This window comes from Trinickia diaoshuihuensis (assembly GCF_003390925.1).
GTDB lineage: Bacteria > Pseudomonadota > Gammaproteobacteria > Burkholderiales > Burkholderiaceae > Trinickia > Trinickia diaoshuihuensis.
Genome location: NZ_QUBS01000013.1, coordinates 21840 through 35869 on the forward strand (window position 1 = coordinate 21840; position 14030 = coordinate 35869).

The following is a 14030-nucleotide window of genomic DNA, read 5'->3' on the forward strand; positions in this document are numbered from 1 at the left end:
CCATCTATGACGGACGCCGATTCAGCACGTATATCGAACGCGACAGCACAAGCAGAGCCTCCACGCATTGTTATCGGCGAGGGTCGAGGGCCGACGCTCTTCGACTCGACCAGCGAATTGATTTGCGTGAAGCAGCAGCCGTTGCCCGGCATCGTGATCTTCGTGCACGGCGTGAATTCGGAAGGCGAATGGTTCGAGGCGGCGGAGGAGGGCTTGTGCAAGGGGCTGAACCGGCGGCTCGCGCGGCTCGACGACCAGATGGCGTATCGGGGTGTGGCCGGTGGGCAACTCACGCCTGCGCAGTACACCGAGGGCCTAACGCCGGATGGGTTTTTGAATCCGAAACTGTGGGCTGGAACTTATATCAAACCCTCCCCGTCGTTCTCTCCTGTCATCCACTTTCGTTGGGGTTACAAAGCCAACAAGGAGGAGTTGAAGGAGTACGGCGACAAGATCTTCTTGAACGAGCAGGACTATTGGGGCGGCGGGCCCTTCGCGAACGGCACCTCTAGCTTGCCCGATCTCTGGCATGAAGGCTTGGATGACCGCATTTTCGGTTTCATTTCCGTGCAGGCGGTTAATCCGACCCAGCGCCCACTATTCCGGACACCGCCGCGCGGCTATTGCGTATTGGCGGCGTTGCGCCTCGCTAAGCTGGTAGAGTCGATTCGGCGCAAACAGGCGAGGGCGTTGCGCCTCGCTAAGCTGGTAGAGTCGATTCGGCGCAAACAGGCGAGTGTGCCGATCACGATCGTCTGCCATAGCCAGGGCAACATGGTTGGCCTCGCGGCGGCGTTCTTCGGCGATGCGTTGCCGCCGGTCACGGATCCCTGGAATAACACGGGACGTTGCGTCGCCGATGCGTATGTCTTGGCCAATCCACCCTACAGCCTCGCAAACGCGGGGGCCGGTATGGAGAATTGGTCGCAGCGCAAGGCACGTGACGTCAACAACCGTGGCGGTCGAGAAACGTATACAGCGCGCACAAAGACGTTCGGTGCGTTTCTCGAGATCATTCGCGATCGTGCCGCGTTGGAAGTGCCCGCCGATCAAATCGATCGCGAGATGGGCAATACGCGCACTTCCGAGAGCGGCGGCAAGCCGTACGCAGCAGGCGACGATAGAACCGCACATGGCTTGAACGGCAACACGTACGGACGCGTGACGCTCTATTGCTGCCCGCACGATCAGGTGATTTCCGCGGTGACGGTCCAAGGGATCGGATGGCGGGGGCTGGGCTATGCCGGCGATCAGCCATCGCAGGAGTTGCTCGACGTAGGCGCACAGGGCGTGCTGACTCAGCGCGTATTCGCTAGCGGCATCAAAGTGGGTGAGTGTCGCGAATACCGGTTTTGGGAGGACGACTGGCGCTACGAGAAGGGCAGTACCCCCGGCTTTTGGTATCCCCCTTCGCCACCGGCGAAATATGGGTTGACCCGTGCATGGAGCGCGAATGAAGACGCTTTGGCGCGGGTGTTGACCACGGCGGCCGCGCCGGTGCTCTATGTCGTGACGCTAGCGACATCCGCATTCAAGCTGTTTCGCGTCAATGCCGATCCGCCGAAGGGTTGGACGGTCAGAGTGGATGCACCGCCGCTCGACGAGCCGTTCGAACCTGAGGCATTGCGCTATGGGTATCGCACGAAGGTCAGCGATGGTCCGCATGCAACGAGCGCTTTCAACGAAGGCAACGATCCACCTGCCGCTGCCCGAGATGCGGAAAAGCAGGAGAAGAAAGCCGATGACCCGTACGACAACTACGCGGCTGAGGAAGAGGCGCAGCGGGCGATTGGGAACGTGGAGAGCGAGGCGTCGCAGCGATACGAGGACCATGCCATCTTGCGCATGCGTGCGCGCAGGGTCGGCAATTCGTCGTGGGTGGACAGCAATGGCAATGTGATCGGCGAGGATGGGAAGAGCGCTGCGCCGCAGGGCTATGAGCAGTGGCGCAACAAGCAGGTCACGCAGATTCTGGACGCTGGTCGGACGAACAACCCGACCAATCACTCGACGATCTTGACGAACCCGATGCATGCCGAGAAGGCGCTTGCGTATGACGTGGCGATCGGGTTGTGCTACTTGACGCCCGAGCAGCTTTCCGAATTGCGGATAGAGGCGGATTGGCGAATGTGGAAGGGGATCGACAAAAGCAGTCCTAACGCGAAGTACGGAAGATATTTCGAATTCGGGAAAATGAACGGGAAATTCCTGACCGAGTGGATGACCGAAAAAGACAGCGAAGGGAGACGACCCGAGAAGATCTCCGACGAACGTGAAGGCGAGTTTTTTCTGAAGGTCGGGGGCATCGTATGAGCCGTATGGTTTCAACTTGGCGTCGAAGAATGGCCTTCGCTCTAGTAGCAATGGCGCTAGCTGCGGTCATCGTATGGCTTTGGAGCGTGAAGGTCGTCCCCACGCCAGCGGATGAGCTAGATTTAGGAGATTGGATGAAGCGACTGACCATAGTACCGGGGCTGTTCGCCCTGGTGACATTTTTTGTCACGACGATGGCGACGTACGCGTCAGCAGAAGCGTCAACGCCCCAGGCCACGACGCGGCCATCCTCGGCAGGCCAGGAATCGGCGAAGCCGTTCATAGCGCAAGTGGTAGGGCTTGAATGGCTAAATCCGCTTCAACGCCGAGACTACCCTACAGAGTGGCAAGCATTATGGACGATGGGCTTAGTACAACCGAATCGGGACGACGATATGGTCAGGACCGATCCAGAGTCATTCACCACGTTGCAGTCGGTTGCCGGTGTCGCGTACGGCAATCACGGCAAGGAAACGTTTAGGGGTTACTACGAGAAATACATAGATGGCCTGCTTCCGCGTTTCGGCAACCGCTACGTAATGAACTCAAAGTATTTCTACACGGTGAAGTCCGATAACAGAAACGACTGGCGAGAACTAGCGGGAATCCATGTCGAATTTGCGATTCCTCCACGGCTTGATCCAATCGAAGCTCGCGCGTACTTGCGGGACGAAATCATCAACAACTACGAGATCGGCAACCGATCCGCTCGTGACCTTTGGAGTCACGACACCCCGCCTGACGTCCGCATCACCCAGGGCGGCGCCAACGCCGGCTTCACCTCATTGAACGCGGCACTCGACTACCTGCAGGCGAACCCCGACAAAAGCGTCTGGGTAATGAATTGGGACGCGCCGAGCTTTCCGCCGAAGGACGGGCAAATCAACGAAAACATGGTGCTGTTGTTCCTCGTGGGCCCGGACTTCAACACCGAGCGCGCGCCGCTTGCGTGGATCGGCCGTGCCGCGACGAGCAACGTACAGGACTTCGAGAGAAAAGCAGGTACGACACGCGCGGTCGAAGCATGGAAAGCGGCGATCGCGACAGCCGCTAGCAACGCTAACATCCCGGCGACAAGCATCGACTACGTCATTCACGACGCGGGCCAAGGCAACGACGAAGCGTCGTCGCGAATCGGCACGCTTGGTCAAACCTTGACTGAAACACTCCCGGAGTTCGATTTCCGAAAACACACGTTCAATACGCCAAGTCTGCTCGGAGAAATGGGCACAGGCACGGCGCTAACGGACGTCGTACTCGCCATCGGGAGAGCAAATCATCTCGGCGAAAGAGTCCTGGTGGCGGGAACGAGCGATCGGGACCATCCAGTCGCTGTCGTGATCGCCCCACCGGCCCAGCCGGTGCCGATCGACCCGAACGCCGATTGGTTCCGCGCCCGCGGCGAGGACAACGCGTACTTGCCTTGGTGGGGGCGGCGCCACGACACCCAATATGGCCGGCAGGGCTGGTCATGGTGATGGGGGGCTAGCTCGATGAAAGGCATCATCCGCGTCGGCGATGCAACGAGTCACGGCGGGCAGGTGATTGCGGGCAGCGCCGCGAGTAGAGTGATGGGTCGTCCGGTGGCGCGGCAGGGCGATCGATGCCAATGCCCGATGCAAGGACACCAAAACTGCGTCATTGCCGAAGGCGATCCCGCGTTCATCGTCGAGGGCAAACCCGCGGCCTTCGACGGCCACAAAACCTCTTGCGGCGCGACGCTGATATCGAGCGTATCGACGTCGGGTCGCGCCTGACGCGGCACGCTCAACCGCGTCTTTGCCGCCCACGCCAAGCCCCTAGATGGACGACCTCCTTCCCGAGTACGAGCGCGAGCTGGCCGTGCTACGCCAGTCGCTCGGCGAATTCGCCGAGCGCTACCCGAAAGCCGCTGCGCGCCTAGCCATCTCGGGCCAATCCTCGCAGGATCCCCATGTCGAGCGGCTCATACAATCGGCTGCATTGCTCAACGCAAGAGCCGCCGCGCGTCTTGACGATGCATGCCCGGAATTGCCCGCGGCCATGCTCGAGATCCTCTATCCGGAGTATCTACGGCCGTTTCCATCGTGTTCGATCGCGCGTTTCGAGGGCACTGCGGCGATCGCCAAACTTACCCAACCACTCACCATCAAACGCGGTACCCAACTCAAGACACGCGCGAGCGAATACTTATTCCGCACGGTCTACGATGTGGTGTTAGCACCGCTTCGAATCGCGCGGGCGCGCTACGCGCCGGCCACGGCCGCACCGGGGAATGTGCGGCTATGCGAAGACTCCACGGCCATCGTTTCGATCACATTCGCCGCGCTTGCGGGCGGTACCGCACTCGACAGTAAGACCCCCAAACGCGCTCGCGTTTTCGTGGACGGCACGCGCCGCATGGTTGCCGCAACGATCGATACGCTCTTGCTGCGTGCACCGAACGCCTTCGTCGAAGCCGACGAGAGCGGAACATGGATTGCACTGGACGCCGTCCCTCTATCCGGATGCGGCTACTCCTACGGTGAATCGCTGATCGAGCGCCGCGACGCGAGCCAGTCGCAGTTTCGCGTGCTGCTCGAATATTTTGCCTTTCCGGAGAAATTCGATTTCCTCGACTTCGACCTAGCAGCGCTCATGCGTGCGGCGGGCCGTTGCAACAGCGTCACGCTCCATCTTCCCATCAAAGATCTGTCGACTGACAGCGCGACCGCTCAATGTCTGCGGCACTTGGATGCGACGAACTTTAAATTGTCCTGCACGCCGGTCATCAACTTATTCGACTGTGCTTCGGAGCCGGTTCCAGTCGAGAAGATGGACTTTCCGATCTTCCCTGTCGTGCCCGGCACATTGAACGCCGCGAGCGCGCATGTATATGGCATCGAGGCAGTCCGGCTTCTGGAAGCCAGGCCGGAGGGCGCGATTGCAAGAAACGTCGAACCGTACCATTCGTTGTTCCACCATACTGCCCAGGGCGGGCCCATCGCCTTTTGGGAGGCGCAGCGCGATGGCCGCCTCGCGGAGCTGCTGCCCGGCCATGACATGGTCCTTTCGCTCGTCGATTCGAGCGGTCAATTGACGAAGGCAACCGGCAAGCAGATCGAGATCGATCTAACCTGTACGAACGGCAATCTGCCTTCAAGGATGCGAATCGGCAATCGGAACGGGGACCTTCTTCATACGAACGAATCGATGGCCGGGCGCGTATCGATGTTGCGCGCGCCGACGCAAAGCGCCATGCGGCCGAATGCATTGCGTCACCTGTGGGACATCGTCGGAATGATGTCCGCGCACGCGTTAAGTTTGAGTCCGGCCGGATTGCCGGCCTTTAAGAAGCTCATGGCGGCGCACGTCTGTACGCATTCGTCCATTGCCATGCGGCACATCGATAGCATGATGCACCTCGCGCGCGAGTCGGCGCTCGAATGGATGCCCATGGAGCCGCAGCCGATGCTGATGCGCGGCGTGCGCGTTCGCTTGGCAGTCGACGACAACCAACTCGGCGACTGTGCAATCGCTTCGTTCGCTCGCGTATTCGAGACCATTCTTCGGCATTTCGTGCCCGCGAACGGTTTCGTGCAACTGATGGTGATATCGGGGCAAAGCGGTGCGCAGCTCGTCGAGGGGCGCCCTTTGCCCGGCGCGCTAGGAGTTGTTTGATCCCGAGGCCGCAACCGTCACGAGGCCGACCATCAATGCTGCTGCTCCGCACACGCGGGATTGAAGACGCGCTGAGTCGACGCGGGATTGTTCGCCAACTTACCGGCCGGACGCCTTGGCCGGCTGACGAGTTCGCCGCCGCAATTCGGGCACTTACCCTTTAGCACGTCCTTCGCGCATTCAACGCAGAATGTACATTCGAAGGAGCAAATGAGTGCGTCGGCCGTCTCGGGCGGCAAATCTTTGTCGCAGCATTCACATCCGGGTCTGAGTTCGAGCATCGGGTTCTCCGTCGAGCATGGGCGAGCAAGTGACAAGACGCATGCTTGCGTTGGCCGCCATAGCATGCGCCTCGGTCAGGCATTCTACTTATCCATTGCATTTTGCAGGCGCAGTTCGCGCCGTCAAAAACCGACAAACAGCAGCCTCGGAACGTATTCCATCCTTCACCATGGTCTGCCCCGTGTGTCGCCGCGACAGCGAGAGATCTAGCCTCGGCCGCCGGCCGAACCATCCAGCCGGAACAGCGAAACCGCCTCGTTCAACCGCCGCCCTTGGTCCTCGAGGGATTTCGACGCGGCCGCCGCCTCCTCGACCAGCGCGGCGTTTTGCTGGGTCACTTCGTCCATCTGTGTGATGGCCTGGTTGACCTGTTCGATACCGCGGCTCTGTTCCGTCGATGCCGCTGCGATTTCGCCCATGATGTCGGTCACGCGGCCGATCGCGTGAGTCACTTCCGACATCGTTTTGCCCGCATCATCGACGAGCGCCGAACCATCGCGGATTTTTTGCACGGACGCATTGATCAGATCTTTGATCTCTTTAGCCGCACTGGATGAACGCTGAGCGAGGCTGCGCACTTCGCTGGCGACCACCGCGAAGCCACGCCCTTGCTCGCCGGCACGGGCCGCTTCGACCGCCGCGTTGAGCGCGAGAATATTGGTTTGGAATGCGATCCCTTCGATGATGCCGGTAATGTCTGCGATCTTGGTGGAACTGGCGCTGATTTCGCCCATGGTCTCGACGACCTGGCCGACCACTTGATTACCTCTCCCCGCGATATCCGAGGCGTTAGCCGATAGCGAACTCGCTTGGTGCGCGTTCTCTGCGTTCTGCTTCACGGTCGAGGTCAGTTCCTCCATGCTCGCGGCGGTTTCCTGCAATGAAGAAGCTTGCTGTTCGGTGCGCGAGGAAAGGTCGACATTGCCCGAGGCGATTTCGCTGGAGCCCGTGGCGATCCCGTCGGCAGCGGTGCGAACTTGACTAATGAGACAGACGAGGCTGGCTTGCATCTCGCCCATCGAGGCAAGCACGCTTCCTGACGGGGCATCTTGCGCTCCCGGCACAGGGCTCAAATCTCCGCCCGCGACTCGCCGCGTCACTTCGCCGAGCGTTGCCGGCTCGGCCCCGAGCGCGCGCAATATGCCCCGAGTGATGATCGTCCCCGCGACGGCGGCGACGATGACGGCGAGCAGGCTGATCGTGATCAGCATATTGCGTTGGCTCGCAAATTCATCCGCCGACTGTTGGACCAATTGCACCGCGTGCTCGCGTGTGAAGTCGACGTAGTCGTTGGATGCCTTCACGAGCGCCGACAGGAGCGGTCTGCACTTGGTGCCGATTTCGGCAATGGCGGCATCGCGCTGATTGTCCAATGCGAGGCGATTGATATCCAACGCGACGGGGCGGTAGAGTGCCTCGATCCGGGGCAGTTCGGCGGCCAAGCTTTTGCCTTTCTCGCTCATATCGGAAGCATTGGCGACCAACGCATTGAACTTTTCCAAGTTGATTTCGACTCGGTGTTCGGCATCGGTTACCGCGGCCTTTTCTATCTCGACGTCTGCGGGCGTCGTAACCAGAACGAGATTTCGTACCGCCATCGCGCGATCGTCCACCGCGGTACGTACGGCTTGCGCCGCCTCGGCGCGTGCGTTGATGCCGCTGATGTAGCCCGAGAAGCGGTCGTGCGCGTCGTTCAGCGCTTTCAACGACAGCGCCGAGACGATCAATACGATAAGGGCCAAGATGGCGAATGCTCCGGTGAGCTTCGTTCTTACGGGTACGTGATTCCAATTCATGTTTCTCGATTCCAGTGAGCTAAAGGCAATAAACCCAGGCACGGACGATTCCATTGGCGATGTCCGCGTCGCAGAGGTATGCGTCCAAGCAATTCGAGAAATCGCATGCTCGCGCACCGTCCTTCCGGTTCTACGGCGGTGATTCGGTGTGCTGAAGTGGGTCTAGACCTGAGCGTTAGGACGCAAACGTTGGCGCGGCATTGTATTTTTCTATCGAATGAAGTGATCCGGTTGGCCACAACGTTCGCCCGTAAGGGCCGCCCGGGGAAACCCGATAGCCTTTCGACAGGGATGGAATAAAGTGACCGGTGTACCGTTTATTTCATATCCCTCGACCGTCAGGAGGCGGACATGAAATCGATACGGATGCTGTCAGTCGTGCTCGCGGTGCTCTCGCTCGCGCTATCCATGGGCTGTATGTCCTCGGGCGCGCCCGATTCGTCTTGGCATTCGTCGAGCGGCGCCAGCGATGGCTCAGGCGGCAGTGGCGGTGGGAGCGGCGGTTATTGAGCTCTGCGCCATCCGCGGCTTATGAGCTTCGAGGCAGAGGTGGTCGGGTGGCTACCGCAGTTGCGGCGGTATGCGCGCGCGCTGACGGGCGACCCCGCGTGGGCGGACGATTTGGTTCAAGACACGGCGGAGCGTGCGCTCACTCGCATGCGCGCTTTTCGTACCGGTACCAATCTGCGTGCGTGGCTGCTCACGATATTGCGCCATTTGTATATCGACCAACTGCGCGCCCGCCGCGAATTCGCCGTCGATGACGAAGATGCGCCGTGGCACGCGCTCGAAGCCCCTTCCGGCCAAGTCGATTCGCTCGTGCTGCGCGACGTGCAACGGATGCTGTACCGGCTACCCTTCGAGCAACGGGAAGCTCTCTTGCTCGTCTGCGTCGAGGAGTTGAGCTACCAAGAGGTGTCGGCCGTGCTCGATGTGCCGGTCGGCACGGTGATGTCCCGGCTTTCGCGCGCGAGAGAGCACATGCGGTCGCTGCTGGCGGACGGCTCGCATAGACACCCTGCCGCGCTAAAGGCTGTGAGGAATACGTCATGACCGGCGAAACGAACGTCACGCCCACCGACGGCCTCAGCCAATCCGAACTGGACGCCCTATCGGCGTTCGTGGACGGCGAGTTGCCCGAAGGCGAGCGCCGGGTTGTCGCCGAGCGCCTCGGTGCCGATCCACGCGCGGCCGCTTACGTCACGCACTTGCGCGCTCAGCGAGCGGCGTTGCGTGCGTTGTTTGCCGATCCGGCGGCGCAAACGAGCGGTCCATGCATCGTGCTGCGCGTCCGTACGCCCTGGTGGCGGCACGCGATGCTCGGGGCCGGCTCGCTCGCTGCCGGCGCGGCGCTCGTTTGGTTCGCCGGTGTGTTGGAGACCTCCCACTCGCTTTCCATGACCCCAAGCGCGTTCGCTCGGCAGGCCGACCTCGCGTACGCGCTTTACGCGCCCGAACAGGAGCATGCGGTCGAGGTGGCCGCCACGCGCGAGGGAACCGTCGTCAGTTGGCTTTCGAAACGTTTGAATCGCCCGCTGTCCGTGCCGTCGCTCACGGAGTACGGGTACTCGTTCCTCGGCGGTCGGCTGCTGCCCGGCATCGCCGGTCCGGCCGCGCAATTCATGTACGAAAACGGGCGCGGTGAGCGCCTCGCGCTGTATATCAGCGCCGCGTCGCATACGGAGGCGCCGGTGCGGCTGTTGCGCGACGGCGATCGCCGCACCTTTTATTGGGCGACCCGCCAGACGGCGTATGCGCTTTCTGGCGACATGGCCGACGACCGTCTACGCGAGATCGCCGTCGACGTTTGCGGCGACTTGGGCGGACACCCCGAGCAGTGGCGATAGAGGTCGCGCCACGGGGCGCGCGGCGATTCGCTTGATCGGCATCAACCTTCAACCACCTCATAGATAGAGGCCAATCATGATCAAAGTCATACTTTGCGTGCTTGCCTGCGCCGCGTCGGCTGCGTCGTACGCCGAATCGCCAAAGGTGCAGGGCGGCATGATCGTCGACGATGACGGCATGACGTTATACACGTTCGACCGGGACACGGCGCCGGGCGCGAGCGCTTGCACCGGCGGTTGCGCGGCGATTTGGCCCGCCGCGATCGCCGATTCGTACGACAAGCCGAGCGGGGACTGGGGGCTCATCGCCGCCGCACAGGGTAAGCATCAGTGGACCTATAAGGGGCATCCGCTTTATCGCTTCTCGGGTGACAAAGCCGCCGGGCAGAAGAACGGCGACGGGGTGAAGGGAATCTGGCACGTCGCGCGGCCCGGTTAGCCGGTTCGTCGAGCGCCGGTCTTCAGGCGCTGCTTTCCAAGCTTTCGAAGCCATCCGCCTCTTCGAATGCCAACGCTTGCCTGGCCGAAAACGTGACGAATTCCGTGACGCGTCGGGCGAGCGGTGGCTCGCGCCGCCAGTGATGCCAATACAGCGGCACGCGCAGCGGGGAGAACGGGGCGAGATCGACCAGCCGCCCCGATGCAAGTAAAGCTTGAATATGATCCGAAGGCACGACACCATAACCGCAACCCATCTCTATCGCCCGTAACAACGCACTCGATGACGGAAAATAGTGTTTGACGTAGCGCTCCACCTCTACGCCGAACTGCGTCTTGAGAAATTTATCGTGTAGCGCGTCTTTTCGGTTGAATACGATCGCCGGGGCCGAGACGGCCTCATGCAACCTCAATCGATGCGGAAAATACTTTTGCGCGAAAGCCGGCGTCGCAACGCACCGATAGATCATTTCCCCTAGACGTACGGCTTCGAATCCTTGTGCGGGTTTAGGTTCGGTGCTGATGCAGCCGATGACCTCGCCTCTTAAAAGCATCGGCCACGTATGATCTTGATCCTCGACGATGATTTCCAGCGCGACCGGCAATGCCTCGAGCAATCTCGCGGAACACACACCGAACCACGTCTCCAATGAGTCTGCGCTGACCGCGACCGCCAACCGCGCGCGTTCGTCACCGCTTTCGGCGGGGGCAAGCTGACGTCGGACCTCGAGTTCCAGCAATGCCACGGCCTTCGCGTGGCGTAATAGCGTTTCTCCCGCAATAGTCGGTCTAATTGGACGGTCGCGTATCAATAACACGGCGGATACCGCTTCCTCGAGTAATTTGATTCGTTGCGATATCGCCCCACGCGTGATGCTCAACGTTGCCGCGGCGCGCTCAAAGCTTTGTTGTTCAACGACGGCTACGAATGCTTCCAATTGATCCCGATCAAGCACGCTCGCTCCTTTCCAGGTTAATTGCAGAAGTTCGACTGCGACTTGCGAGACTGACAGAGCTGTTTGCACCGATTAAAGGCGATTGGGATGAGGGAACTGACTATAACCGCAATTTACAGGCGGGTCTGATCAGTGACGCCGGTGCGAAGTTCCATCGATTCGAACAGGGCTCTGTGAAAACGAAAGAGTTCAAACTTATGCGCTTCGGTTAGAAAAATAGGCGCTCGTTCAAAAAAATTGAGAGCTGAATTTCGTTAAGAAAGACGGTGATAGGATTCCCTCGAACTTGCTGCGCTGTAGAAGAAAACGAAACAACGAGACAACACCCGTGACCGCCGGCCGCCGGTCGTACGAGGCACCACCCTGAAACGAAAGAGCACGGAGTCCCTGTGTGCTAAGGGAATTCCCCGAGCATTGTTGCCAATCCTATTGATCCATCGGTGATGCCCCCGCCGATGGCATGAGTCGCCAAGGTTCTTGCGTGGACAGTCCGGAATGGACTGTCCGGCATCGATGTATTACCGATTCCACGCCTGCAAGCCTGCGTTGAAACCAGGGGGTGGCACGGCAGTTAATTTGGAACCCTGAACAAGTATTTTGAATGCACCGATCATCGTTTCGCCATCTTGCTCATTAAGGAAGAAAGTATGTCAGTGGAACTTATTGTCTTCGAGCTTGTGAAGCTGGCCCAATCGAAAACGGACGGTAATTCCATCCAGCGCTGCTTCACGTTGGATGGGCGAATTAGCGACGCGGATGCCTTGCGAGCAATGAGTGCGTTCGAGCGAGTGCTCTATGACGGATTGGAGGCCGATGGGCCGGCCGAGAATTGGCCCGAAGCGGGCGTGGAGGTCGTGCTCGCATTTCGGCCTCACGGTAGGGCTTTTCTCTTGGAATCGGAGTTCGCAGCCGATAACGAAGCCGCGCTGAGCATAGCCGCGAGGCTGACGGTTTCGCGCCGACTCTATCGTGCCGCACGCGATGCCGCCGCCGCGCAGAACGAAGAGATGGAATCTCGGCGCGCCGAGATCGTGCAATACCTCGAGGCGCAAGGACTGCGCGCGATCGTCGAGACGCTCGGAGAATCCGCGGAGCACATGGCCCCGTTGTTGTTTTACGTCGGCACGCAATGCTTCTCGAACTTCTATCAGATCGGTCAATCCGGGTATCCGCGCGAGTGCACCGTGGATCGCGCGCTGGCGGAAGTCGGAGAGCGCGGGGCGCTCGCCAGTATCGAGTCGTTGACGCTGATCTACTGCATGGCGCTGCTGCGGGCCTCCGGAGCCTTTACGCGGCTCGAGGAAATGAACTCCAGTCAGTTGCAAGTGCTTACCGTTGCCCGCCACTTTCAGGCGTTGGCGCGGCGCTATCAGGCGATATGTGAATTCTCGGACGCGGACTTGGACTCGTTCGGCGAGCACCCGCTGCCTCAGCAAGCGCTGATGCTGGGGAAATGGCGAGAGCAGTGCTTGAACTATGGGCGTTTCGTACGCGATATCAACGGCTTGAACCTATGTAAAAAAGAGCGGTTCATTCGCCACTGGTCACTCGATGCTGCCACGCGCAAGCTGACCCAGCGCGCGCAGTCGATCGCACTGATCGAGGATGCGCTACAAGGCTCGGAAGATATCGGGCAAGCGCTGTCGATCGAGAACATCGGCGCCTGGTTGCGGCCGGTCGAAGCGGGCGACAGCGGGCAAGGATTCGCGTCGTTCATCGAGTACGCGATCGATACGGTGGTGCGCAAGGCCGTCGAGGTCACGCAATCGGACGTGGGCATGACGCGCGGCACCCGGTCATTCTCGCGGTTGCGCGAATTGCTTGCCGAAAACAATACGGCCGAGGCGTGCGCGCTGACGCAGGCGGATTATTTCTGCCAGGCGGTTCCAAGCCGTGCGCTCGAGCGTGCGATGCCGCCGAAAGGGCTGATGATGCTGTTGAACGCGGTGTCCTCCAGGATGCGCTACAACGCGTGGCATTACGCCCCGAGCTACTTCGATATCGAAGCCATCCCGCCGACGCGCGGCTGGTTTCACGCGCCCCGTATGGCCGACTTGGCGGAGTGGTCCGATCAGCATCATGCCGGTCACGTTCATGCGGCGGTGCGCTATAGCATCCGCTCGCCTTATCCGATTCGCGTCGGCGAGCGCGTATTGCTGGGCCTCGTCGATTTGCGCCTGATGCGCCAGAAGGGCGAGCGCTATTCGATGGTCGAGCTCGGTACGGCCATCGCCTACACCGAAGCACTCGGCCTGATTTATCAAACGTTGATGGATTACATCGTGGCTGGCCGCGGCCCGGATTTCACGTTCGATTTCGGGGACAAGCGCTGGATCGAAAAATTCTATACGAACGCAATTAGCGTCGCCTGATAGGAGCGTGACATGACCTTTGTCGTGACCGAGCCGTGCATCAAGTGCACCTACAAACATTGCATCGATCCTTGCCCCGTCGATTGCTTCCGCGAGGGGCCCGACTTCCTCGTCATCGATCCGGAGATGTGCATCGATTGCAACGTGTGCGCAACCGAATGCCCCGTGAAAGCGATCTACCAAGATAAAGAACTGCCCGACGATCAACTGGAATTTATCGAAATCAATCGGCGGCTTGCTCGGATATACCCGAGCGCGACGAACGTCAAAGTGGCGAGCGCGGAAAAGGACGAATGGGCGAACGTCCGAGACAAACGCCATTTGTTGGAGCTCCCGGAGTCGACGTAAAACCGCACGGGAACGACCGGCTACCGCGGCGAGGGGCCA

14 protein-coding genes are annotated in these 14030 nt (G+C 60.3%); 11 read left to right on the forward strand and 3 right to left on the reverse strand.

The annotated features are described in order from the left end of the window. The first annotated feature begins 6 nt into the window (after positions 1-6). Genes DXT59_RS02125 through tssF form a run of 4 tightly spaced genes read left to right on the forward strand, consistent with a single transcriptional unit; the run spans position 7 to position 5952 of the window. Positions 7-2313: a T6SS effector phospholipase Tle3 domain-containing protein gene (locus tag DXT59_RS02125; protein ID WP_205417359.1), complete on the forward strand. Its 2307-nt coding sequence runs from the start codon at positions 7-9 to the stop codon at positions 2311-2313. Continuing rightward, positions 2310-3791, forward strand: coding sequence for a virulence factor (locus DXT59_RS02130; RefSeq protein WP_116135289.1), 1482 nt, complete (start codon positions 2310-2312; stop codon positions 3789-3791). Before DXT59_RS02125 ends, DXT59_RS02130 begins: the two co-directional genes overlap by 4 nt. Before the next feature lie 15 nt (positions 3792-3806). After that, on the forward strand, positions 3807-4070 hold the full coding sequence (locus DXT59_RS02135; RefSeq protein WP_116135290.1) for a PAAR domain-containing protein: 264 nt from the start codon (positions 3807-3809) through the stop codon (positions 4068-4070). 46 nt (positions 4071-4116) lie between these two features. After that, entirely contained in the window at positions 4117-5952 is a 1836-nt protein-coding gene (gene tssF, locus DXT59_RS02140) for a type VI secretion system baseplate subunit TssF (RefSeq protein ID WP_116135291.1), read from the forward strand. Positions 5953-5984: 32 nt separating this feature from the next. On the opposite strand, the gene DXT59_RS02145 is transcribed toward tssF, so the two are convergent. Both DXT59_RS02145 and DXT59_RS02150 read right to left on the reverse strand, forming a co-directional pair. Continuing rightward, entirely contained in the window at positions 5985-6233 is a 249-nt protein-coding gene (locus tag DXT59_RS02145) for a DUF1272 domain-containing protein (protein ID WP_116135292.1), read from the reverse strand. A 207-nt stretch (positions 6234-6440) separates the two neighbouring features. Beyond that, positions 6441-8030, reverse strand: a complete 1590-nt coding sequence (locus DXT59_RS02150; RefSeq protein ID WP_116135293.1) for a methyl-accepting chemotaxis protein — start codon at positions 8028-8030, stop codon at positions 6441-6443. A 351-nt stretch (positions 8031-8381) separates the two neighbouring features. Here DXT59_RS02150 and DXT59_RS30415 point away from each other — a divergent pair, with 351 nt between their 5' ends. From DXT59_RS30415 to DXT59_RS02165, 4 genes are all read left to right on the forward strand, one after another. Continuing rightward, positions 8382-8540 (forward strand): hypothetical protein, encoded by a 159-nt coding sequence (locus tag DXT59_RS30415; protein ID WP_162877908.1) that lies wholly within the window; start codon positions 8382-8384, stop codon positions 8538-8540. Between the two features lie 21 nt (positions 8541-8561). After that, positions 8562-9083 (forward strand): sigma-70 family RNA polymerase sigma factor, encoded by a 522-nt coding sequence (locus DXT59_RS02155; protein ID WP_116135294.1) that lies wholly within the window; start codon positions 8562-8564, stop codon positions 9081-9083. Continuing rightward, positions 9080-9877, forward strand: coding sequence for an anti-sigma factor family protein (locus tag DXT59_RS02160; RefSeq protein WP_116135295.1), 798 nt, complete (start codon positions 9080-9082; stop codon positions 9875-9877). Before DXT59_RS02155 ends, DXT59_RS02160 begins: the two co-directional genes overlap by 4 nt. 76 nt (positions 9878-9953) lie before the next feature. Then, positions 9954-10316, forward strand: coding sequence for a COG4315 family predicted lipoprotein (locus DXT59_RS02165; RefSeq protein ID WP_116135296.1), 363 nt, complete (start codon positions 9954-9956; stop codon positions 10314-10316). Positions 10317-10338: 22 nt separating this feature from the next. Here the strand turns inward: DXT59_RS02165 and argP are convergent, their stop codons facing one another. Continuing rightward, the gene (gene argP, locus DXT59_RS02170) at positions 10339-11340 is read right to left on the reverse strand and encodes an HTH-type transcriptional regulator ArgP (RefSeq protein ID WP_338065125.1); all 1002 of its coding nucleotides are present in this window, start codon (positions 11338-11340) and stop codon (positions 10339-10341) included. On the opposite strand from argP, the gene DXT59_RS30420 reads away from it, so the two are divergent. The 3 genes from DXT59_RS30420 to DXT59_RS02180 all read left to right on the forward strand — a co-directional run bounded on the left by DXT59_RS30420 (position 11244) and on the right by DXT59_RS02180 (position 13991). Continuing rightward, a complete protein-coding gene (locus DXT59_RS30420; RefSeq protein ID WP_162877906.1) occupies positions 11244-11483 on the forward strand; it encodes a hypothetical protein in 240 nt (79 codons plus the stop codon). The genes argP and DXT59_RS30420 overlap by 97 nt on opposite strands. Before the next feature lie 435 nt (positions 11484-11918). Next, positions 11919-13643: a hypothetical protein gene (locus tag DXT59_RS02175; protein ID WP_116135298.1), complete on the forward strand. Its 1725-nt coding sequence runs from the start codon at positions 11919-11921 to the stop codon at positions 13641-13643. Between the two features lie 12 nt (positions 13644-13655). Continuing rightward, positions 13656-13991: a ferredoxin family protein gene (locus tag DXT59_RS02180; protein ID WP_116135299.1), complete on the forward strand. Its 336-nt coding sequence runs from the start codon at positions 13656-13658 to the stop codon at positions 13989-13991. The last annotated feature ends 39 nt before the right edge of the window (positions 13992-14030 follow it).